The sequence below is a fragment of the Ruegeria sp. CDSA221 genome (assembly GCF_059611825.1).
In genome coordinates, this window is the sequence record NZ_JBXWPK010000021.1 from 1 (window position 1) to 20826 (window position 20826).

Genomic DNA, 20826 nt, shown 5'->3' on the forward strand with positions numbered 1-20826 from the left:
GTGGCGTTCGAGGATATCCAGGAACCGTTGAGCCTCGGCCCGGACCGTCGCACCATCGGGGCGCAGGGTGCAGGTCTTAGAATGCGGGGTCCACTCCATGTCCAGCACATGTGGCAGATCCGATCCCTTGGGTACGTTCTGGATGAACCAGCGGGCCTGTTCCCGCGCCGACCGGCAGAAATAGTAGTAATGATATGCCCCCCACGGCACGCCCGCAGCCTGCGCACCTTGCCGATGGCTGGCAAACATGGGGTCGGCCACATCGCCCCCTTCGGTCGCTTTGATAAAGACGAAACTAACGCCTGACTGCTTGGCGGTGCGCCAGTCTATCGCTCCTTGCCAGCGCGATACGTCCAGCCCGTGCACCGGGTAATGCCCCGGATGTCTCCCTTCCCATTCGTGGGGGTCTGCATCTGCAAAGGCTGGGAAGATCACAGAGGGCGGCGTAGCATCTGGAAACGACTGGGCCTCGACCAGTTGCGGCGGCGGGCTGCTGCGACCGCAGGACAGGGTCGCAAAGGCCATGACGGCAAGCATCAATGCGGTGCGCATGATCTAATCCTGTATCAAATGACTGCTCTTATGATTACGTCCAGTTTGCCTGATCAGCCCCGCAAGGCAATGGTTCTGTTTGCGTGCGGCGGAAACCCACCGTTTTCCCCGCCTTGCATGGCGATTTAGGCTTGATCCCTGCCCCCGATGCCCGTAAATGACCGCAATCCGGTGCCGCAACTTCGCGACTCCGGTGTTTTGGTTTGCATCATGTCGTGACGCCCGGCTTTCTTCAGCCACGGCGCGGCGAGCAGGCCAGAGACCAAGTGAACATTCGATCTGACCTCTGGCGGGCTGTACGCAGGACCCGGTGAAGACCAAGAGCTCTCAGGCCGTGCCCAAACTTCGTGGACCAACCACGAGCAGATAGGAGAAACTGCGATGGACCTGATCGCACAGCTTGAGGCGGAACAGATTGCCGCCCTGGGGAAAGACATCCCCGATTTCAAAGCCGGTGACACCATTCGTGTCGGCTTTAAAGTGACCGAAGGGTCGCGCACCCGTGTTCAGAACTACGAAGGCGTCTGCATCGCCCGTAAAGGTGGCAACACCATCGCCGGTGCGTTCACCGTGCGTAAGATTTCCTTTGGTGAAGGCGTGGAACGTGTGTTCCCGCTGTATTCAACCAATATCGACAGCATCACCGTTGTCCGCCGTGGCCGCGTTCGTCGCGCCAAACTGTACTATCTGCGCACTCGTCGCGGTAAATCCGCACGTATCGCAGAGGTCACCAACTACAAGCCCAAAGCTGGCGCCGAAGCGTAAGGAACGGAAAGATGAAAAAAGACATCCATCCCGATTATCACGTCATCGACGTCAAAATGACCGATGGCACCATAGTTCAGATGAAATCCACCTGGGGCTCCGAAGGCGATCAGCTGGCTCTGGAAATCGACCCCTCCGTGCACCCCGCATGGACCGGTGGCGGCGCGCGTCTGATGGACGCCGGTGGCCGTGTGTCGAAGTTCAAAAAGAAATACGAAGGTCTGGGCTTCTAAGCCTGACCTGTTTCGAATGCGAAAGGCCGCCCCTCTGGGCGGCCTTTTTCGTTTTACCCGAAACCTCTGACACCGCCGTGGCAAGAAACGCGTCAGGATCAATCCCTCAGGGTTTCGTCACGCGTGTCAGATCCGCCGCGCTGTGCACCGGGGGCACAGGGCCGCGCAGCAACATCAACCCCAGCGTCACGCCGATCAGCGCCGCAATCGCCGTCACCATCATGGCGCTGTCAAATGCGTTGTCCTGCAGGTCGCGCAAGGCCTTTGCCAGAGCACTTCCCGATGTTGGATCCATGCCTGCGATCAACTGCTGGATCTGACTGGGCGTTCCGTGGGTCAGCGCATGGGCCAGATCTTCGCGCGGGGTCGAGCCAGCCGGAAGCGCGTCAATCACTTCGGTCAGACCCCGGCGCGAAGTGATGGCCTCGGCCAGCCCGCAGACCACAGCCCCCAGCGTGGCCCCGAAGTATAGACAGGCATTGATCACACCTGACCCCTGCCCTACATGCTCGTCCGGCAAAAGCCGCAACCCAAGACGCGGCAGCAGCGAAAAACAGATGCCAAGGCCAATGCCGACGATCATCAATTTCCACCATATCTGCGCATATTGAGTGGGCACTGTGATCGTGGTCAGCAACAAAAACCCAACCGCCATAGCACTCAGCCCAATCACTACGGGCCACTGAAAGCTGTAGGGCGCCAGAAACCGGGGCGCGATGACCGAGACCGCGAACATGCTCAGGCTCAGCGGCATAATCGCCAGCCCTGCCCCGATGGACGTGTAGCCGAAGGTATCCGGCGATTGGACGAAGGTGTTGAAATAGACGAAAAAGCCAAACAGCATAAAGCCGGTTAGGAACATCCCCGCCGCCGCCATGAAATAGCGTGGATGGAGGAAATAGCGCAGTTCGACCAACGGATCTTCGCTGCGGCGCGAGGCCAGCACCAAGCCGACCAAGGCCAGCATGGCGACACCCAGCGGCACCAGAGTCAACGGTGCTCGCCATCCGCCACTTTCCCCATTGCTCAGGGCAAAGGACAGCGGGCCCAAAAACAGCACAATCGCCACAGCCCCAAGATAATCGAACCGGGCCCCGGCCAGCCGCGTGTTTGGGACATAGTTCCGTTTTCTCACGGTCAACCCGATGAAAAACGCGGTGGTCAGCAGGATCAGATCGGTGGCGAATACGGCTCTCCAACTGATGTAATGGGCGAATGCACCGCCCAGGATTGGGCCGATCCCGATCGCCAGTCCGACGATGGCGCCCCATGCTCCGGTAACGCTGGCGCGTTTTTCCTCTGGGGTCGCTGCAGTCAACAAGGGCAACGACGTGCCAAACAGCGCTGCGGCCCCTGCCCCCTGCGCCCCACGGCCAAACAGCATCATCGCCCCGTCCTGCGCGAACAAGGCCGAAGCAGAGCCTATGGCAAAAACGATCATGCCAACCAGAAACACGCCCAGCTTGCCCGTGATATCACCCAGCCGACTGATAATCGTCACCAGCGTGGCACTGACCACGGTATAGATGGCCATGACCCATTGCAGGTCCGAAGGCGACAGATCGAACTCATTCTTAAGATCAGGCAGGATGGTCGCAACCGCTGTGGAGTTAAAGCCAACAACAACCATGCAAATCGCCGTCATGACCAATACAACGCGTGCGCCGACATCAGATGAATTCGTTTGTAACATCAAATACGTCCTAAAATACGGGCGGCGACTATGGAGCGCCACACCGACAGCTTAGCAGGAATGTGCAAACCGCCTAGCCTTAGATCCAGTAGGACAGCGCCAGCGGCAAAGCGATGATCGTTGTCAGGGTCGAAACCAGTATGAACCCGGCAACATCGGGGCCGTATTCCGGCACATGCTGGTCTATGAACAAATAGGTCGCCACCGAAGACGGCATCAAACAGCACAGGATCACCGCGCCGCGCTCAGCGCCTGTAAAGCCGAAGGCCCAGACCAACCCGCTGGCGATTGCAACTGCCATCACCAGGTGCAAAGCGGTCAGCATCACCGCACGCCCAAGGCGGTTGACCCGAAGGCTGGCCAATGTGTGGCCCAAAGTCAGCAGCATCAGCGGGATGGAAAGCCCACCCAGGATATCGAATGACTTCGCAACAGGCTGAGGCAGGCTATAGCCGCTGGCCATCAGCACCAGCGATAGGACCACCGCATAAATGATCGGCGAGGTGGCGAGCTTTCTGGGCGAAAACTCTTTGGCTGGTATCCACATCCCTACAGTGAAGATGCTGACAAGAACGACCACTACAAATGCCATCGTATAGGCCATCCCCGCATCGCCTAACGCAAGCAAAGTGATTGGCAATCCGATATTGCCCACATTCCCATGCATCAGAGGCGTCAGAAAGGCCCGCGCCGGCAGACGCATAACCTTCAGCGCCGCAAATCCCAGAACACCAAACCCGGCAATCGCCAAAACCGCAGCGGCCATCACGTCCAGAAACGTTCCAACAGCGATCTTTGTGGCCGACAGATGCGAGATGATCAGTGTGGGATATCCAACCCGCGAAACGATCGCGCCAATGACCTTGTTGTCAAAGGGCGTTTTGGTCAACGCCAGTGCATACCCAGCCCCGGCACAGATCAGCACCGGCAACACCACATTCAGTACGTTCAGAAACAGATGCTCCAAGCCATGTCTTTCTCACAGTCCTTAAGCCTGGAGATTGAAACATAGTCCCGGCTTTCGCAAGTCAGCGGCCTGTGGGCAGGCTGAGATTTCCGCAACACCGCCTTTTTATGCCGCCATACATTGTTTCGGGTTCTTCCCTTCCCGCTTTCCACAACATATAGTGGCCTGCAACAACGTGTACGCAAACACGGTGAGACTTGGGAATACAGGCATGGCACATATTATCGTAGTGGGGAACGAGAAGGGCGGCGCGGGCAAATCGACTGTGTCGATGCATGTGGCCACCGCACTCGCCCGCCTGGGTCACAAGGTCAGCACCCTGGATCTGGACCTGCGGCAACGCAGCTTGGGACGGTATTTCGAGAACCGGAATAGCTTTCTGAAAAGCGCGGACCTGACCCTTCCCAGCCCCCGCCACCATGACCTGCCCGAAATTGACGCAAGCACGCTGAAACCCGGCGAGAACATCTATGACCACCGCCTCTCAGCGGCCGTGTCCGAGCTGGAAAGCGATAGCGATTTCATCCTGATCGACTGCCCCGGCTCTCATACCCGCCTCAGCCAGGTGGCGCATTCGCTGGCCGACACGCTGATCACCCCGCTGAACGACAGTTTCATCGACTTTGACCTGTTGGCGCGCATCGATTCAAAGGGTGAGAAAATCCTGGGCCCGTCGGTCTATTCCGAGATGGTCTGGAACGCCCGACAGCTGCGCGCGCAAGCCGGCCTGAAGCCCATCGACTGGGTCGTAGTGCGCAACCGCGTCGGCACCCAACGCATGGTCAACAAGGAAAAGATGCAGCGCGCGATCGAGATGCTGTCGCAGCGGATCGGCTTCCGGGTTGCTTCGGGCTTTTCCGAACGCGTTATTTTCCGAGAGCTGTTCCCGCGCGGGCTGACCCTATTGGACCTCAAGGATATCGGGATCAAACAGCTGAACATTTCGAACATTGCAGCACGTCAGGAATTGCGCGACATGATGAAAGAGCTGAACCTGCCGGGTGTTGAGATCGATTTTTAGAGGCTTTTTACGACGGGTAGACGGACTATACTGCCGCTCACCTGGAAAAACGAAAGTCCGTTTCTGGCAATCGTTTTAGCTTCAGAGCCCTTGTTGGGCCTAAGCTATCACTGCTTTCCAATACTCAGGGTAAACTCGAACGAAACCAAATCCATCGACAGTCAAATTTGCTTCGTATCCACTATTGATCGAAGTGTACCTATAGGTATTCTCGTTCAGCCGCTCATATCGTTGCTTCAGCGGTTTGAATGTCCAGGTTTCATCATCCAACCAAACAGCAGTGAACTCTGCCTGATCTCCAATCCCTAGCTGGAGTCGCTTGATCGCATTCGTGTTCGTGGCCGGTGTAAACCCAAGATCGATGTCGAGCAATTCATCAACAGCATCCACAACTTTGTCATTCGAGGTCCATGTACCATCGTCTTGCTTCACTAAAACAAGATCAACCCTATCTGCCCCAATCCAACGCAGTACGGTGGCGGCGCTACACTCCCATTCGTCATTACAGGTCACGGAATAAGCTATTCTGACAGGAGAATTTTCAACTACGTAGACAGCCATGCCCGAGATTACGCGAGACGTTCCGTTACGGTTAACCGAACAGGCTTCTGTGCCCACGACATCAATCCGTCGCCACATTGTACTTCGCATCATCGCCTCAACCATCGCTATTGCTTTGCTTGCCCCATAGCGGACATTCATGCGTGTTTCAGCATAGGTCAATCAGGGCTCTCTCCAACCGTTCTCGGCGGCGTGCGTGAACGGCTGGGTCAGTGTTGTCAGATGTCGAACGAACTAACCGATGTTCCTTGCGATGATGAAAGCAGTCGAACCCGTTTCGGGACGCCACTTTTGTTCAATTTCGAACCCATGAGCTTGCATACGCTCAACAAGGACTTCTTGCGTCAGGACGCGGATCTTGGGCAATAGGCCGAAGGCTCCGAGAGCTGGTATGACGTACTTCTCTAGACCTTCTAGGCAGACCGTCGAGCTGAAGAACAGACCACCTTCCTTCAAGGAACTGCGAACACGATCCAGTGTCGCGTCAAGATCCAGTACCAAGTGCAGGATCGACATAGCCAGTACGGCATCATACTGTTGACCCTTCGCCGGAATAGGCCAGCACTCGAACGCGCTAACTTCAAAGTTGATGTTCTTGCTGCCCTGCGCGTCGGCTTTTTCCCGGGCGATTGAGATCATTTCGGATGAATAGTCGATGGCGTCGATATGGGCGACTTTTGGGGCGTGAATGAGCGCCGTCGTACCGGTGCCACAACCAAATTCCAGGACACGATCTTGGGGGGACAGGTGTCTTGCAGTGATGTCCAGTTTGTATTCATACGCGGCTTGGTTTTGGACCGGACGGCGGGCATAGGATCTCGCCATCAGATTCCAGAACCGGGTGGGTTTGATGAACATATCTAATCCTTTGGTAGGGTGCAGCAGACGCGATGAATTAGCTGGCGTCTTGGATGTCGAAGACTTTTTCGAGGGGCTTGTCGAATACACGAGAAATCAAGATCGCCAGTTCGAGCGTTGGTGAATACTTGGCGTTTTCAATGGCAACGATAGTTTGTCGGGTGACTCCAACCTTTTCGGCGAGTTCTTTTTGCGTCATTTCATCTGCGTCAAAGCGTAGACGTCTGATGTTGTTGGAGATCCTGAGCTTGCCCATGGATCAATACCCCCGCCGATAGCTAGCAAATTTGACAATATCTGCTGACAGGGATCCGAAAGCCATTCCGAAATAGATGATGTTGAAGCCGGTGAGCGCTGATGCGTTGAGAGCCATGGCGACGACAGCTGAGACAAAACCCGCACCCGCGAAGATAATGATGGCGTAGCTGCCACGGCGCTCGAACATCTTGTCACGTTCATCAACGACGAAGCTGGGTTTGGGCTCGTGAGTAACAATCGCAAACCCAATGTTGAACAGTATGGTGCCGATGATGGTGGCCACGACGCCCAAGGGGATCAGCCAGATCACCATGCGGGCCCAGTTGTTTACAGCGTCTGGGCCATCAAGCAATCCAGAGGCATTCATATCCAGAAGCCGTGAAACAACAAATGCACTAACGGCGAGGTTCACGAAGATCGAGACGACCGTATTGCGATCTTGGTAGGTCATTTCTGAAATCCCTTCTGGACAAATCACTTCTAGTGACTCGATTATTACTTACACATTGTATGAAATACTATACTCTATGTCAAAAATAATATACCTCACTATCGAAACGTAGTTGCAGCTTGTGCTCGATGATGGGCATCTACGACTCCAACTGGAGTGCTGCGCGTTTGCGACTGGCCCAAAGGTTGCGTCGCCAACTTTTCGAAGACTAGAACCAGCGTTATGCTAGACCCAGTTATCCTGCGATCTCAGCAAACATCCGAAAGCCAGAGGTTGTATTACTAGAGAATTGTTTCTTCCGGATCATGTTGACTACCTCAATGCCATCGAGTGTGGCTGAAGCTGATCTAAATGGCTTGAACCCACACATGTGCCGTACGCGTCATCTAAAGTTTGCGACACAACCCCTTCGCTTCAGCAGCGGCAACTTTGGACGATATCGAAGTCCCCCACATAAATCGCAAGGGGCAATTCACACCCGGATTCTGTCCGTTTCGGCAGATCGCCGAGCTCGCGCCTAACTCACGAGTGATTGCTGAAACCGCTCGGCAGGTTCAGAACTTTGCAACAGAACCGTTCGAGTGCTCGAAATAGTTAAGAATCACCTGGGTCAAAGGCTGCGAATGCGTGGCAAGAAAGGTATGAGGTTCGTTCTGGGAAATCTCAGGGAAAACCTGAGCCCCTAAAATCACGACTCAATTCGACGTTGAATCGCGTTAGCTTCGGATACAAGCTAAGAAAGAGCGCCAACTGTGGTTAGAATCTGCCTCAAACGTGTCCATAAGTGGGGGGAAGTAAGGCAATTTTATGTATCCCCGCTGCAGCCTTGACTAAACTTCCCGGGTACCGCTACGTCATTAAGAAATTATGAAGGTTGTATCAGTTTTTGCGAAACAACCTTGAGTAAAACGAGAATCAATAATCAGAAGTTTGAGGTTAGGAAAATGTTAAATCGGGTCCTGAAAACTACCTCTGGTGCGTTGATGTTGTCCGTCGCGACCATGGCAAACGCTGAAACTGTTCAATTGAACAGTTTAGACGGCGGAATGACTCTGACCGGAGAGCTAATAGATTTTGATGGCGCCAATTACGAACTCCGAACGGTGGTTGGTACAATCACGGTTGACGCTTTCAAAGTTGAATGCATTGGCGAAGCCTGCCCCAGTCGGAACGAAGGTCCGGTCGAATATGGCATTTCTGGTTCTTCTCGGCTGGTCGATGTCTTATTCGCTGACCTTACGACGCAATTCGGTGAGGAGATTGGCGGCACTGCTTTGCGCTCGGAGGAAGAAGGTGTTGATAAGCTACTGCTCCGCAACGAACTAGGCGAGTTTTTGGCCGAAGTCTCCTTGATGGGTGGTGACTCCGCAGACGGGATCAAACAACTGGTCGATGGAAACTCAGCACTGGCAGTGACCACACGCCCGGCTCAACCCGACGAGCTGGCAAGCGCATCGCAGGCTGGACTCGGGGATATCACCACGAGTGAAAACGAGAAAATTTTTGCGCTGGACGGTCTAGTTGTTATTACATCGCAAAGTAACCAACTGCGGGCAGTCGCCGAGCAGGATCTAGCGCGGATATTTTCCGGAGCCATTTCCAACTGGAGCCAGATTGGTGGGCCCGATGCCCCGATCCAGCTTTACATGCGAGTGCCTGAAAGCGGAACTGCTTTGGTTTTCAATGACCTGATCATGAACCCCGTGGGCGCAACATACGCGAGCGATACAAGCTTTTTCGAAACAGACACGGAATTGGCTGCAGCAGTTGCTTCTGATCCGCTTGGTATCGGAATTACCAGCCTCGCAAGTGCTGATGAGGCCAAGGTTCTTGCAATTCGCGGTGTTTGTGGAATTCAGGTTCCAGCGACACCTTTCACCATCAAGACAGAAGAATACCCGCTTAGCCGACGCTTGTATGCATATACCGGCAAAACTGCGCCAGCACAGTTGAGCCGCTTCATGCAATTCCTCGAAAGCGAAAAGGCGCAAGAGACAATTGATGCTTCGGGCTTTGTGTCACTTGGGGAATCCCTGCAAGGCCCCAATGAGCAGGGACTACGCTATCTTGGCGCAGTTATGCCAACCGATGCAGAGGTTACTCTGAAACAGTTGCAGGAAATGTCGGCTGAGCTGTCCGGTGCCGACCGTAGTTCTATAACCTTTCGGTTTGCATTCGGATCCTCTCGCCTGGATACGCGGGCACAGGACGACATAAGGCGCCTTGCTTCATTGCTTGCCAAGGAAGAAACCACAAACAAAGAACTTCTTTTGATCGGATACACAGACTCTGTCGGTGCTGGCGGATCCAACCGGTCACTCAGTCAGCAGCGTGCCAAACAAGTTAGCAATGCGTTGCTACAAGCAGCGCCTACCAACAGCCTGGACGGGTTAACCATCCGAACTCTGGGTTATGGTGAGATCTCGCCGCTAAGTTGCAACGACACTGAGAATGGTCGCCGTATCAACCGCCGAGTGGAAGTCTGGTTGCGAGACGTCGTCACCACATCCCAGTAGCGAAGCGCCAACTCAGCTTCGGAACGGGAATACAACGGTCAGTGACCAAGACGATAATTCAATGGAGTAACGTCGTATGAGAATGCTCGCAGTATTGGCCAATGTTTTCCTACTGCAATTGTCAGGGGCGGCTGTCGCGCAGGAAGACCCATACAAAACCGCAGTAGACACCTGGCTCAATGGTAGCGAGGCCGAAGGCCTGCAAGGATTGTCGGAAGCGGCCAGTCAGGGGAACACGTCGGCGCAAATGATCCTTGGTCAGATCGATCGCGATACTGTACCTGGAGGATTTTCCGATTACTTGATCAATCATCAGGCACGAGACCAGCTTCTTCGTGCACCGGATCCCGATAAGGGGACCGTAAACTGGTTGCTTGCTCTGAGCAATCCTGCCCTACAAAAACACGGCGAGGCTATCTTTGGATATCGGGTTGGTCGTCAGCCAATCAGCAATGCGATAGCACTGCAAACTCATGGTGAGATTGAAGGCGCCGAGTATGTACTGTGGAATACACTGAATAACGGCCGTTTTGATCTGATCAATTCCATGCCTTCAGAAAACTACGGCCTGTCCGAAGCCGGTTTTCTCAAGTGGATCGAAGCTTATATGGCGCGGGAAAACAAGGCGATCACGATGCGGGCCTTTGTGGAAGAATCCAATCCCAAACGTGTTTCGGGGTTGTTGGGTCTCAAACGACTGGCACGGCTGTTGAACCTCAATCAGCATTTTTCCGACGAAGCCAACCAGTTCACGACAGTGATGCTGGGCCGGGGATCGGACTTACCTGAAAGTGTCGATTTGGTTCGCTTGAACGAAAGCATTTCCCGCATCAGTGAAACCGATAAATACTTGGACATAGTAAAACGCTACTGCGACTCATGCGAAGGTGAAACAGTAGACTACGATTGCGTGGTTCAGGCTCTGGAAATCATAGGTGGCTACAAGACGCTGATGTCCATCCGCACCCCAGTTGAGGGGTCAATTGACCAGGCTACATTCATGAATTCTAATCGTGCGGTCGAAATCTTCGCGCAGTTGGTAAACAACATGCGCCGCCACTACTCTCGTGGCATTCGATCGTCTTGCATTGCCGCTAATCTGAAAGCCAAGATCTAACATATAGCTAAAACAAGGTTTGATTGAGATTATCACATGTTTGAAGGCGTCGTGAACCTTTGCAAAATAGCTTAACCGTTCAATGGTTCCGGTTCCGGTAAAGCAAAAGTAAAACGTTTGTATGTACTGACTTCCTACGCTGACCAACTTGGATCGAACAGTGTGCATACTGGAAATCACGAAACAAACGGACTCGCGTAAAGAGTGTGTATAACTGAGAAACGTTTTGTGATTGGAAATTGAATAATTCCTGATGTGCAAGGGACGATAACGGACGGGACGAGGCATGGGCAACGTAATGAAACTAGTAACGACTGGTGATGAAGATACGGGTCAGATGATCGGAGCCTCTTCCGCAGATGATCTCCCTGCCGGCGCCCGGTTGTTGCATGGTCAGTACAAAATTGACCACTACCTGAACAGCGGCGGCTTCGGCATTACCTATCTGGCCAATGACAGTCTCAACCGCAAGGTGGTCATCAAAGAGTGTTTTCCAGCCATGTTCGCGCGCCGACAGAATCTGCTGGTTAAGGCTCGTGTGCAAAAACACAAAGAAGATCTTCGCCAGATTGTGCGGCACTTCATCAACGAAGCGCAGCGCCTGGCAACTATGGATCACCCCAATATCGTTGGCGTGCACCAAGTCTTTGAGGACAATGACACCGCCTATATGGCACTGGACTTCGTTGAAGGCCCGGATCTTTTGGACGCAATCGACGACGCTGAAACCCAGCTGGACGAAGCCGATGTCATGTCGATCCTGCGGCAGATTCTGGATGCGGTCGCATTTATGCACAAGCAAGGGATGTTGCATCGGGACATATCGCCTGACAACATTCTGGTCGGACCCAACAAGATACCTGTATTGATTGATTTTGGTGCTGCGCGCGAGCAAAATAGGAAAACAAACCGAGTTTTGTCTGCCTTACGCGCAGTCAAGGATGGCTATTCCCCACAGGAATTTTATGTCACTGACGGCGTGCAAGGACCGTTTAGCGACCTCTATTCCTTGGCGGCAACATTCTATCATGTGATCACCGGAGAGCGCGCGCCAGACAGCCAGACTCGGGTCTCTGCGATTGCCGAGCAAAAGCCCGATCCTTGCAAACCTTTGCAGGGGCGCTTTGATAAGTATGATGACGTCTTTCTCGAAGCGCTCGACAAGGCTATGTCGGCGATGCCAAAGGATCGCTTTCAAACCGCTGATGAGTGGCTCGAGGCGATAGATCACTTGACCGAACCGACCGCCGTTGAACAGGATGTTAGAGTTGCGGTCTCTTCATCCGGCGGAATCAACCGTGTCGCAATAACCGGCGGGCTGCTGGCATTTGGAGTTGTAGGTGCCGTAGTCGGCGTGCTGGCCATCGGAGCATTTTCACCATCCTCCGAGCCACAAGCAACGCAAGAGGACGTTTTGGCTGCCGAAGCTGAAGCCCGCGCCCAAGCTGAGATCGAAGCAGCGGCGACGGCAGAAGCAATCGCAGATGCCACCGCACGGGTCGCAGAAGCCGAGGCACGACTGGCCCAAGCCGAAGCCCGAGCGCAGGCAGAGACCATAGCGCGTGCTGAGGCCGAAGCCGCAGCTCAGGCAGCGGCTCAGGCCGAAGCCGAAGCCCGCGCCAAAGCGGCAACCGAATCGGAAGCTCGTGCACAGGCTGAGGCCGAAGCGGCTGCCCAGACGGCTGCCCAAGCCGAAGCCGAAGCACGTGCCAAAGCCGCTGTCGAGGCAGAAGCACGCGCGCAAGCCGAGGTTGAAGCGGCCGCCAAAGCCGCGGCAGAGGCAGAAGCCCGCGCGCAGGCCGAAGTCGAAGCGGCAGCCAAAGCCGCAGCAGAAGCGCAAGCCCGAGCACAGGCTGAAATCGAAGCAGTCGCAATGGCGATGGCAGAGGCAGAATCGCGCGCGCAGGCTAACGATGAAGTTGCTGCTAAAGTGAGCACTGGCGACACAGATCAGGCGAATGTCGAAGCTGATACTACCACTCAAATCGTTCAGGATTTAGGGCCGACTTCAGTGAAATCTGAATGGAAGGTTCTTCTGCCTTTTGTAGCGTCGGCGGATAGTCCCGATACTGTGGAATACGTCGCTAGCGAGGCCCCGGTTTGGGTTCACGCGGGGCTGCGTATTGACTCTGTCAATGGGATTGAAATCAATGATCTGAACTCCATCGCTGCCGTTCTACTTCAAACAGGGGCTACTCCTTCACAAGAGGGAACCATGGATGTGACCATCGGGCTTTCTAACCCAAGAGACGGTGTCGAAGTGCGGGACGTTACTCTGGGTGTCGTACAAGACACGACCTTGTCGAATGGCGTCGTTTTTCAAACTCAATATGCAGAGAATGGAAAATGGGTTACGAGCGTGGTTCATGTCCCAGAAGATGTAGGCCCAGGCACAACTCTGAAACCGAACGACCAGCTGACAGCATATTTTCCGACAGATGAAATTATCGATGGGCAAGATACGATTGCCGATCTACTGCGAGCAGGTTTGAATGACGGCCAGACTGACTTCAAGTTCACGGTCAGAAGAGGCACTTCTTTGTGGCTGGCGGACTTGCACTACGTGGGCAAGTAAAAGAGAGATCATGGCTGAACGCAGTGTGCGAGTTTACCACGCCACATTGAATTGGTGGGTTGTGAAAAAGCATAACACTGGTTCTAGTCTTTCGAAAAGTTTGCGACACAACCGTCTGGGCGTTCGTTACAGACAAAGATAATGAAGCCGGTATGTTTCATTTCACCGTATATGGAGAAACTGAGCCAAAGTTCTCTGAACAAGTCGGCGTTCTGAGCAGCGGTATGGTTACCGACCTAGCAATGAGCAAGCTATGCGGTTCCATTCGCGATTGGCACGAAGTCCTAGCCTGATGTCGGCACATTCATTCACTGAGATTGTGACTTTGCTAACGCAGCATGAAGGCTGTGCCACGGACGCGGCTTCGAGCCGAGACAACTGTCATTCGATTTGTGACCAAGTATTTACGCCGAGTGTGAATGCTTGGAATTTTGCGGATTATGGTCGTCGAATTGTGGTTTCTCTTTTGAATTTCGAAGTGCGCGGTATTCGATAGGCGTTTGTCCGTAGACCCGTTGGAATGCACGATAGAAGTTGGAGCGTGCCAAAAACCCTGATTGAGTAGCGATGTTGGCAACGCTTTCATTAGTTTCTGCAAGCAACCGGGCCGCATGCGTCAAACGGAACTCGTTCACGTATTGCGACATGTTGGTTCCTTGAGTTCTGTTGACAGCAGACGACACAGTGCGGGCCGGAAGGCTTAAGCGCTTGGCAAGTCGTTGGACGGTTATGTTGGGGTCCAAAAAAAGCTGTTGTTCATCCATCAATGCCTGCAGTCGTTCTAGGACTTTCGCATCTTCAGTATTGGATACTGGCGCTGGGTATGACACAGCGTTGGCTTTGGAAAACATCACTGGGAGCGTGATTGACGTCGCAAGAAGAAGAAAGATCAACGGAACAGTTCCGTAAGAAATCAGCATTGAGGCATTGGCGCCCTTGTTGAATGCAAAGTCGATTGCGATCGCGCTATCCAAAACCAGTACAAAGACGAGAAATCCAATGCCGCGTAAAAGCCAGTTGGAAAGCGCCTGGGTGACATCGACCCGTGCTTGACTCAGTGCGTCAGGCCCCTTCCGCCAAAGTAAGAAGAGAGCGACGCAATAATACGAATAGCTGGCACTGATTACCCAATCCATACTTCTCAAGTCGCTGGCCAAGAGCAGATACAACCCAATCAAAATGAAAGGCGCACCTAGGTGCATCATGACGATCTTGGCGACGTCGTGCCTTTCGACAGCCATCGATGCAAAGCTCAGATACAGGAGCGGTCCGAGGAACAAGGGCAAACTGCGTTGCAGCGGGATCAACCCCTCGACTCCATAGCCAAATCGCAGACCGACCAACAGGGATGAGAAGGCGCCCAACCCAAAAAAGGCTGAGAACAACATGTTGGCCAGACGAAAGCCCAGATCCAGCCGCCAAGCCAGCATGGTAAGCACACCGCAAAGAAACGCTGTCGCCAGCGGCAAGGGGAAACTGATCAACCCGGGGCTGTCCATTTGTCCTCTTTCTATCGCGACCTGTCCTCGATCAGGATCAAGGACAGGTATAGGCAGTGCAAAGCATTGTTTCAAATAAACCCACGGCTCAGCTTTGACTTATCTTGAACGATGATCGGAGCTTTTGATGAGACACTCTTCTTACCTTCTTGCTGGGTTCTTAGCTATGTGCGCGGCCGCGGCATTTGCCCAGCCCTATCGGCCAGCAATGACAGAACTCAATGTCGCCGACGTTGAGGGAGAACGCGATCTGTCCGGATTTATTTGGTATCCAACAGATGCAACTGGGCCAGAGACTTACGACTTCGAAAGTGAAGTGTGGGCTGGGACGAAGGTTGTGAAAGATGCTGCGCCAGTGACCAGCCGGTTCCCACTTGTCGTCTTATCTCATGGTATGTTTGGCAACGCTTATAATCAGGCATGGCTTGCCGGTGCGCTGGCACGGCGCGGATACATCGTGGCCGCCATCAGCCATCCTGGTACGTCAACCTGGTCTCGCGAACCCGATCTAACGCGGCAACTGTGGGAGCGGCCAAAGGACATTTCCCGTGTCATTGACCATGCAACCGGTTCGTCTGATTTTGCGAGGTATGTCGATACAGACAGAATCTATATGGCGGGACACTCACTGGGTGGCTTTACGGCTGTTGCCCTTGCCGGCGCGCGGTACGACGCGGCTGGGTTAAATCGGTTTTGCGACACTCAGCCAGACGAACTGGCTTGTGGCATCCTTTCGGGTTGGAAAATCGCGCAAACATCTGAAGATCGCGCTCAGATGGAAGCTGACCTGTCTGATCCTCGGATCAAGGCATTTGCAGTTTTTGATCTTGGCGGAACACAGAGCTTTTCCGAAGCGAGCCTTCGGAAAATTGACCGGCCGATGTTGGTCTTTGGGGCGCCGATCATGAATTCTGGTCTGACCCTCGACATTGAATCCCGTGCCCTGATTGCCGCCCTACCCACGCAGAATGCACGCTATATCGAGCCCGAGACGCTATCGCATTTTGACTTCCTGGGTCGCTGCAAGCCCGGAGGCTACGAACTGCTCGCAAGAGAAGAACCGGGAGACGAAATCATCTGCTCAAATGGCGGCACAGCGCGTGCTGCCAAGCATGAGATGATCATCGACGCTGTTACGGATTTCTTTTCGAATTCATAACCGTGCGGAGGCGGAATGGTACGGTGAATCCGGCCTTCCGCCTTCGCCTCCTATCATGATCGCATAAACCAGTTTAGGCGACACCACCGTCGACAACTTGCTCGGGATATAGCTCCGCCCAATCTGACAAAAACTCGAACACGGCATCTTGGCTTGCCAGATCTATGGCACGGCGCGGAAGAGCGACGCCTTCCCGCAATGCCAGACACAGGCACCGAGTATAGTCGCGGTCTAATCTCTGCGGGCAGTTCTCTGACCCATGAATAACTGTGGACAGAAGTGTTCCTCCATAGCCGTTCACATGTGTCAGGTCTGGCTTTAACGACAGAAGGTACTCCATGACGTCTGGCAAGCCCTCCCATCCGGCAACCTGCACCGGTGTCAATCCTTCGGTATCTGGACGGTCATATTCAACTCCTACGGCGACCAGTCGTCGAACGTGATCCAGTTTTCCCGGGATGTGCAATATCATTCGAATGATATTGCGGTAAGCGTCAGGTATCTTGTCTCGGTCAAGGTTGCATGGCGGCTGAACGCCATCGGCAACGGCACTCAATGTAGTTTCGATTTCACTCAAGGTCGTATCTGCGCCGCGCTCTTCGAGCATCCTCGCCAAACTGACATTTCCAAATACCCGCGCATAAGCATAGGGCGTAGTGTTTTCAAAGGGCCGATTCAGATCGGCTCCTTTTTCAAGAAGAAGCTCGACCATATCTGGCGTGGCCATCCTTCGCGCCGCCTGGTGTAGCGCAGGGACGACCCACGGTGCCTCGCCGCCAACATGCGTCCCGTCAAATTCATCTACTTTAGCCCCGTGGTCGAGAAGCATCTGAACCGCCGTTGTGTCATGGAAGTCCATCGCGCGCAGCAATGCGTTTGTCCCCTTCGGGTTGGCGCCATGATCCAGAAGCAGTTGCAATCCCTTATGATGACCCAGCTCGGTTGAGTGATAAAGGCTCTCGCCGTCGTTCGGATTTGCGCCGTTCTCCAGCAGCCATTGCCCAAGAACCATATTGTCCGAATGGCCTATGGCGAAGTAGAGCGGTGATAGCTTGTAGTCGTTGCCATGGTAGACCGGCGCACCAAGATCAACATCAGCACCGGATTCCAAAAGGGCATTTGCGATATCAAGCATGTCATTGGCCAGCCCGGATGCGCGATGAATCCACTTGGACCGGGCGAGGATCGTCAAAGGCGGCGCCAGATCGCCAATAAACTGGGTCGCCAGTTTCGGCGTTTGGTTGAGAAATTCCAACACATCCGACTTGCGATAAAGGGCCAGACACAGCCCGAAATCTCCGTCAGCCAGATCGGGCGCGTCAGCCAGAAGTTGATCAACAGCCGTAAAATGACCCTGAGCGAGAGCCAGTTTCAGGCGCTGCCGTTTGGCGGCTTTGTCCATGCCTAGTAGTTCGGCTGCGAACTTTAAGGCAGGCCAGGTCGGAAAACTGTTCTCGCACGCAATTACGTGCAAATAGTCCGAGTGCCTGAGTGCTGTTGCCTCCGGTCGAGGTGGATAGTTTGCGATGCGTTGACGGGCGCGTAATTCGCCTGCTTCATAGGCTTTGCGAAGTGCTTTGGCATCGCGGCGCAATTGGTCCAGGGATTTTGTCATCGGTGTCCTCACTTTTGGCTCGATGGTCCGCTGAATCCGAGCATGAGACATACCGAAATAAGGCTGTCGTATTGTTGATAGAGATGCCGATGACAGCTTTCCGCGGACCTGGAGGCTTTCCCTAGAAGCATTCTTATCATAACCATCCGAAGCAGCACCCGCAAGATCGGCTTGAGTGGATGACACTGATGCGAATGACCGCAAAACGAAGGCCGCGGCCTGCAACGAGACCCAAGAAACAGATGCTGCACTCTGCACGAAGGTCGGTAATGTGCACACAGTTGCCAATTAGGAACTGTTGTTCATCTCGTTCTGAACCACGTCGGCGTCTGAATGCTCGCAGGGCCAGTTAACGAGTCATTTGCGCCCTAGACTTCACTTCACACCTACGAAAAACAAATCCTTACAAATTTTTAAGATGTCTGAAAGGTCAGTTAAAACTCCCGGTATTCTACGGACAGCTTAGTTGATTAGTAACGAGGCGAGGGTCTTGTGCTGAGTTCTGTTTTACCCGTTTTGGCTGGCGTTCTTTTTGAAATTGGGCATCTGTGGCCGGCATTCTTTCTGGGCCCCGAAAGTGTTTTGGCTTTTTCAACCAACACTGCCCAATACTTAGTCTTTGCCTGCATTGCAGCACTGGTTTTTTTGCACAGAGGCCACAATCTCTCTCGCAACCTAAGTACATCAGTTCTGAAAGTGACATCTGATCCCAAGTGTCACACCCATCGGAGGACCAACGCCCTCCCTGGTTTGGATGACAGACTAATTGATCAGCTGTTTCTTCATGCCCAAGCAGTTCGAAGTGACAGACATACAGGTCGACATTGTACCTCCACAATCACAGCGAGAATTGGATAGAAAATGTCGAAATCCAAAGGTGACGCCACCTCTGTGCTGGCCAGATTTAACGAAAGATTTGGCCTGATTCAAAGACACGTCATCACCATTCCGCCCGCAAACAACAAAGCCCGTCCGGACAATCGTGCATTTGGTGCAGGTCAGACCAACTATTCCAAGGCCAAAAAGGAGCCAAACATGTCATTGGACATTTCTAAACTAAGTGAAATCAAAGGTCTTCTGGGGGCGTGCCTCGTCGACAGCGATACCGGTCTTGTTTTAGGCACAGAGGGCGGTTCCAAGTTTGATCTTGATACCGCAGGCGCCGCGAATGTTGAAGTTGTCCGCGCTAAGCTGCAGGCAATCGAAGCTTTGAAACTCAACGATACCATCGAAGACATTCTGATTACACTTGGCAAACAGTTTCATCTGGTTCGCCCACTGGACAAAAACCCAAACATTTTTGTGTATGTCGCGTTGGACAAGAAGGCCGCCAATCTGGGTCTCATCTCGACAAACTGACGGCTTTGATGTCAACGACCCGGTCAGCCGCTGCAGCAATTGCGCATGATCTGAAAAGCCCGCTCACTCATGCTTATATAACACTTCAGAAAGCGAAGGATTCTCTACAATCGGAAGGTCGATCCTTAGAACCGATTGACCAAATTCAATCTGAACTTGATCGTCTCAAATGGACCTTCGAAACAGTTTTGAGGATCGACCGTATTGAAGAAGGAGGCGGCCCCAAAGCGTTCAGCTATCTGGATTTAAATGGATTGGGTAGAGAAACAGTTGAAAACATTATTCCACTTGCGGAGGTTAAGGACCAAAGTCTTATTTTTGTGGATAACCAATCAGGGCGTACACTAATCGAAGGTGATGAAGGTATGTTGAAACAGCTCTGTGCAAACCTTCTGCAGAACTCAATTGATCATTGTCCGGATCATTCCAGGATTCTCCTGACTGTTGAACAAGAAGAAAGCACCATTACGCTCTCGGTTATTGACGATGGCCCTGGTGTTCCCGAAAACACACTGGGCAAGCTATTTGTTCCTTTCTATAAGCTAGAAAGTGAACGAACCAGTGTTGGGAATGGATTGGGTTTGGCGCTGGTGAAGGCTATAGCAGATCATCATTCGGCGCTCTTAGCGGCGACAAACAACTCACCTGGGTTGACTGTTTCAATTAAATCCGAAATTGCATAGCGGCTTTAATTGAGAACTTGGCTCACACAGATGTAAAGCGTCTTGTTGGCATTGGTCGGCATGCTGAATTCTCTTACACAAAGTGGGCAAGAAAGTTTCTTGAGTGTTTTCTTCTCAAATCCTCAGATCGCTCAAGAGCCGGAGCAAAGCTATTCAACCTTGCGCAATATCTAGGCCTCTTTAATGGAGGTACATCTTCGACTGATCCACAAACGAAGTATTCAGCTCATGCGGTAACCGACGTTTCTGAGGGTCACGATCCTCTGACCATCTGCACCGATCTTGCGTCTGAGGCGCCCGACATAGACATCTACAACATTGGTCAATGGATCTTCATTCATTCCCCAAACTGAATTCAGAATCCGCTCTCTTGATAATACGCGCCCAACATTGGTCAAAAACAAAAGGAGAAGGTCGCGCTCTTTTTTCGACAGCTGGATTTCTTGACCTTCGACAGCGACCTGAAGGGATTGCTTGTCAAATGTAAGTGCTCCGCATGTAATCACCGTGTTGCTGAGATTATTTGCATAGCTGTTGGCGCGGCGGTGCAACGCTTCTATCCGAGCGATGAGTTCGTCGAAATCAAAGGGTTTAGGAAGATAGTCGTCTGCACCAATCTTCAATCCTTCTACCCGTTCCTCAGGGCTATCCAAGGCGGTCAACATCAGGATAGGGATCTTTGTCTTTCGGGCACGTAGCTTGCGACAAACATCTTGTCCCTGAATTCCCGGCAACATCAGATCCAACAAGATAATATCATAATTGCCGGATGCTACGTGCTCCAAAGCATCTTCCCCGCTTGGTGCATGATCTATGGACCAACCTTCAGCAGACAATCCGCGGCGTATGAAGTCAGCTACGCGTGTTTCATCCTCGACAAGTAGAATATTCATAGTGTGCCTCAGTTTTCTCTCTGTCTGAAACCATGTATGGCAAAGCTGCGT

19 protein-coding genes are annotated in these 20826 nt (G+C 53.1%); 9 read left to right on the forward strand and 10 right to left on the reverse strand.

All coding sequences use genetic code 11. The features are described 5' to 3' along the window. A partial coding sequence (locus AC2FJ5_RS20270) for a GH25 family lysozyme (protein WP_496794422.1) occupies positions 1–552 on the reverse strand: 552 nt, incomplete at its 3' end. Between the two features lie 381 nt (positions 553–933). Between AC2FJ5_RS20270 and rplS the strand changes: the two genes are divergently transcribed. Next, positions 934–1317 (forward strand): 50S ribosomal protein L19, encoded by a 384-nt coding sequence (rplS, locus tag AC2FJ5_RS20275; protein ID WP_142639138.1) that lies wholly within the window; start codon positions 934–936, stop codon positions 1315–1317. Between the two features lie 11 nt (positions 1318–1328). Further along, a complete protein-coding gene (gene rpmE / locus AC2FJ5_RS20280) occupies positions 1329–1550 on the forward strand; it encodes a 50S ribosomal protein L31 (protein WP_142639136.1) in 222 nt (73 codons plus the stop codon). Positions 1551–1656: 106 nt separating this feature from the next. On the opposite strand, the gene AC2FJ5_RS20285 is transcribed toward rpmE, so the two are convergent. Beyond that, positions 1657–3243 (reverse strand): MFS transporter, encoded by a 1587-nt coding sequence (locus AC2FJ5_RS20285; RefSeq protein ID WP_496750837.1) that lies wholly within the window; start codon positions 3241–3243, stop codon positions 1657–1659. A gap of 79 nt (positions 3244–3322) precedes the next feature. Continuing rightward, positions 3323–4210 carry an AEC family transporter gene (locus AC2FJ5_RS20290; protein ID WP_496692168.1) on the reverse strand — a complete coding sequence of 296 codons (888 nt, stop codon included), beginning with the start codon at positions 4208–4210 and terminating at the stop codon, positions 3323–3325. Between the two features lie 211 nt (positions 4211–4421). On the opposite strand from AC2FJ5_RS20290, the gene AC2FJ5_RS20295 reads away from it, so the two are divergent. Then, positions 4422–5231 carry a division plane positioning ATPase MipZ gene (locus AC2FJ5_RS20295; RefSeq protein WP_142639130.1) on the forward strand — a complete coding sequence of 270 codons (810 nt, stop codon included), beginning with the start codon at positions 4422–4424 and terminating at the stop codon, positions 5229–5231. Between the two features lie 99 nt (positions 5232–5330). Here AC2FJ5_RS20295 and AC2FJ5_RS20300 read toward each other — a convergent pair whose 3' ends face one another. The 4 genes from AC2FJ5_RS20300 to AC2FJ5_RS20315 all read right to left on the reverse strand — a co-directional run bounded on the left by AC2FJ5_RS20300 (position 5331) and on the right by AC2FJ5_RS20315 (position 7359). After that, the gene (locus tag AC2FJ5_RS20300; RefSeq protein WP_496794423.1) at positions 5331–5954 is read right to left on the reverse strand and encodes a putative glycolipid-binding domain-containing protein; all 624 of its coding nucleotides are present in this window, start codon (positions 5952–5954) and stop codon (positions 5331–5333) included. 72 nt (positions 5955–6026) lie between these two features. Next, positions 6027–6650, reverse strand: a complete 624-nt coding sequence (locus tag AC2FJ5_RS20305; protein WP_496794424.1) for a class I SAM-dependent methyltransferase — start codon at positions 6648–6650, stop codon at positions 6027–6029. A 37-nt stretch (positions 6651–6687) separates the two neighbouring features. After that, entirely contained in the window at positions 6688–6906 is a 219-nt protein-coding gene (locus AC2FJ5_RS20310; RefSeq protein ID WP_425595609.1) for a helix-turn-helix transcriptional regulator, read from the reverse strand. Positions 6907–6909: 3 nt separating this feature from the next. Beyond that, positions 6910–7359, reverse strand: coding sequence for a hypothetical protein (locus tag AC2FJ5_RS20315; protein ID WP_496794425.1), 450 nt, complete (start codon positions 7357–7359; stop codon positions 6910–6912). Positions 7360–8258: 899 nt separating this feature from the next. Between AC2FJ5_RS20315 and AC2FJ5_RS20320 the strand changes: the two genes are divergently transcribed. The 3 genes from AC2FJ5_RS20320 (at position 8259) to AC2FJ5_RS20330 (ending at position 13567) form a co-directional block, all read left to right on the forward strand. Further along, the gene (locus tag AC2FJ5_RS20320) at positions 8259–9875 is read left to right on the forward strand and encodes a phosphate ABC transporter substrate-binding/OmpA family protein (RefSeq protein WP_496692163.1); all 1617 of its coding nucleotides are present in this window, start codon (positions 8259–8261) and stop codon (positions 9873–9875) included. Positions 9876–9951: 76 nt separating this feature from the next. Continuing rightward, complete coding sequence (locus AC2FJ5_RS20325; RefSeq protein WP_496692162.1) at positions 9952–10992, forward strand: hypothetical protein; 1041 nt, start codon at positions 9952–9954, stop codon at positions 10990–10992. 298 nt (positions 10993–11290) lie between these two features. Further along, positions 11291–13567: a serine/threonine protein kinase gene (locus AC2FJ5_RS20330; protein ID WP_496794426.1), complete on the forward strand. Its 2277-nt coding sequence runs from the start codon at positions 11291–11293 to the stop codon at positions 13565–13567. A 404-nt stretch (positions 13568–13971) separates the two neighbouring features. Here AC2FJ5_RS20330 and AC2FJ5_RS20335 read toward each other — a convergent pair whose 3' ends face one another. Continuing rightward, the gene (locus AC2FJ5_RS20335) at positions 13972–15066 is read right to left on the reverse strand and encodes a helix-turn-helix transcriptional regulator (RefSeq protein WP_496794427.1); all 1095 of its coding nucleotides are present in this window, start codon (positions 15064–15066) and stop codon (positions 13972–13974) included. Positions 15067–15274: 208 nt separating this feature from the next. Between AC2FJ5_RS20335 and AC2FJ5_RS20340 the strand changes: the two genes are divergently transcribed. After that, positions 15275–16225: an alpha/beta hydrolase family protein gene (locus tag AC2FJ5_RS20340; protein WP_496794428.1), complete on the forward strand. Its 951-nt coding sequence runs from the start codon at positions 15275–15277 to the stop codon at positions 16223–16225. Positions 16226–16298: 73 nt separating this feature from the next. On the opposite strand, the gene AC2FJ5_RS20345 is transcribed toward AC2FJ5_RS20340, so the two are convergent. After that, on the reverse strand, positions 16299–17840 hold the full coding sequence (locus tag AC2FJ5_RS20345) for an ankyrin repeat domain-containing protein (protein ID WP_496794429.1): 1542 nt from the start codon (positions 17838–17840) through the stop codon (positions 16299–16301). An 861-nt stretch (positions 17841–18701) separates the two neighbouring features. On the opposite strand from AC2FJ5_RS20345, the gene AC2FJ5_RS20350 reads away from it, so the two are divergent. Together AC2FJ5_RS20350 and AC2FJ5_RS20355 are read left to right on the forward strand one after the other, a co-directional pair. Then, positions 18702–19199, forward strand: coding sequence for a hypothetical protein (locus AC2FJ5_RS20350; protein ID WP_496692157.1), 498 nt, complete (start codon positions 18702–18704; stop codon positions 19197–19199). 8 nt (positions 19200–19207) lie between these two features. Beyond that, entirely contained in the window at positions 19208–19882 is a 675-nt protein-coding gene (locus AC2FJ5_RS20355) for a sensor histidine kinase (RefSeq protein ID WP_496692156.1), read from the forward strand. A 221-nt stretch (positions 19883–20103) separates the two neighbouring features. Here the strand turns inward: AC2FJ5_RS20355 and AC2FJ5_RS20360 are convergent, their stop codons facing one another. Beyond that, positions 20104–20775, reverse strand: coding sequence for a response regulator transcription factor (locus AC2FJ5_RS20360; RefSeq protein WP_496703680.1), 672 nt, complete (start codon positions 20773–20775; stop codon positions 20104–20106). Positions 20776–20826 lie beyond the last annotated feature (51 nt).

Bases quoted from the DNA above. Each gene is read 5' to 3' on its own strand.
- AC2FJ5_RS20325 (WP_496692162.1), top strand. From the start codon at position 9,952: ATGAGAATGCTCGCAGTATTGGCCAATGTTTTCCTACTGCAATTGTCA.
- rpmE (WP_142639136.1), top strand. From the start codon at position 1,329: ATGAAAAAAGACATCCATCCCGATTATCACGTCATCGACGTCAAAATG.
- AC2FJ5_RS20340 (WP_496794428.1), top strand. From the start codon at position 15,275: ATGACAGAACTCAATGTCGCCGACGTTGAGGGAGAACGCGATCTGTCC.
- AC2FJ5_RS20285 (WP_496750837.1), bottom strand. From the start codon at position 3,243: ATGTTACAAACGAATTCATCTGATGTCGGCGCACGCGTTGTATTGGTC.
- AC2FJ5_RS20355 (WP_496692156.1), top strand. From the start codon at position 19,208: ATGTCAACGACCCGGTCAGCCGCTGCAGCAATTGCGCATGATCTGAAA.
- AC2FJ5_RS20335 (WP_496794427.1), bottom strand. From the start codon at position 15,066: ATGGACAGCCCCGGGTTGATCAGTTTCCCCTTGCCGCTGGCGACAGCG.
- AC2FJ5_RS20295 (WP_142639130.1), top strand. From the start codon at position 4,422: ATGGCACATATTATCGTAGTGGGGAACGAGAAGGGCGGCGCGGGCAAA.
- rplS (WP_142639138.1), top strand. From the start codon at position 934: ATGGACCTGATCGCACAGCTTGAGGCGGAACAGATTGCCGCCCTGGGG.
- AC2FJ5_RS20310 (WP_425595609.1), bottom strand. From the start codon at position 6,906: ATGGGCAAGCTCAGGATCTCCAACAACATCAGACGTCTACGCTTTGAC.
- AC2FJ5_RS20330 (WP_496794426.1), top strand. From the start codon at position 11,291: ATGAAACTAGTAACGACTGGTGATGAAGATACGGGTCAGATGATCGGA.
- AC2FJ5_RS20345 (WP_496794429.1), bottom strand. From the start codon at position 17,840: ATGACAAAATCCCTGGACCAATTGCGCCGCGATGCCAAAGCACTTCGC.
- AC2FJ5_RS20305 (WP_496794424.1), bottom strand. From the start codon at position 6,650: ATGTTCATCAAACCCACCCGGTTCTGGAATCTGATGGCGAGATCCTAT.
- AC2FJ5_RS20315 (WP_496794425.1), bottom strand. From the start codon at position 7,359: ATGACCTACCAAGATCGCAATACGGTCGTCTCGATCTTCGTGAACCTC.
- AC2FJ5_RS20360 (WP_496703680.1), bottom strand. From the start codon at position 20,775: ATGAATATTCTACTTGTCGAGGATGAAACACGCGTAGCTGACTTCATA.
- AC2FJ5_RS20350 (WP_496692157.1), top strand. From the start codon at position 18,702: ATGTCGAAATCCAAAGGTGACGCCACCTCTGTGCTGGCCAGATTTAAC.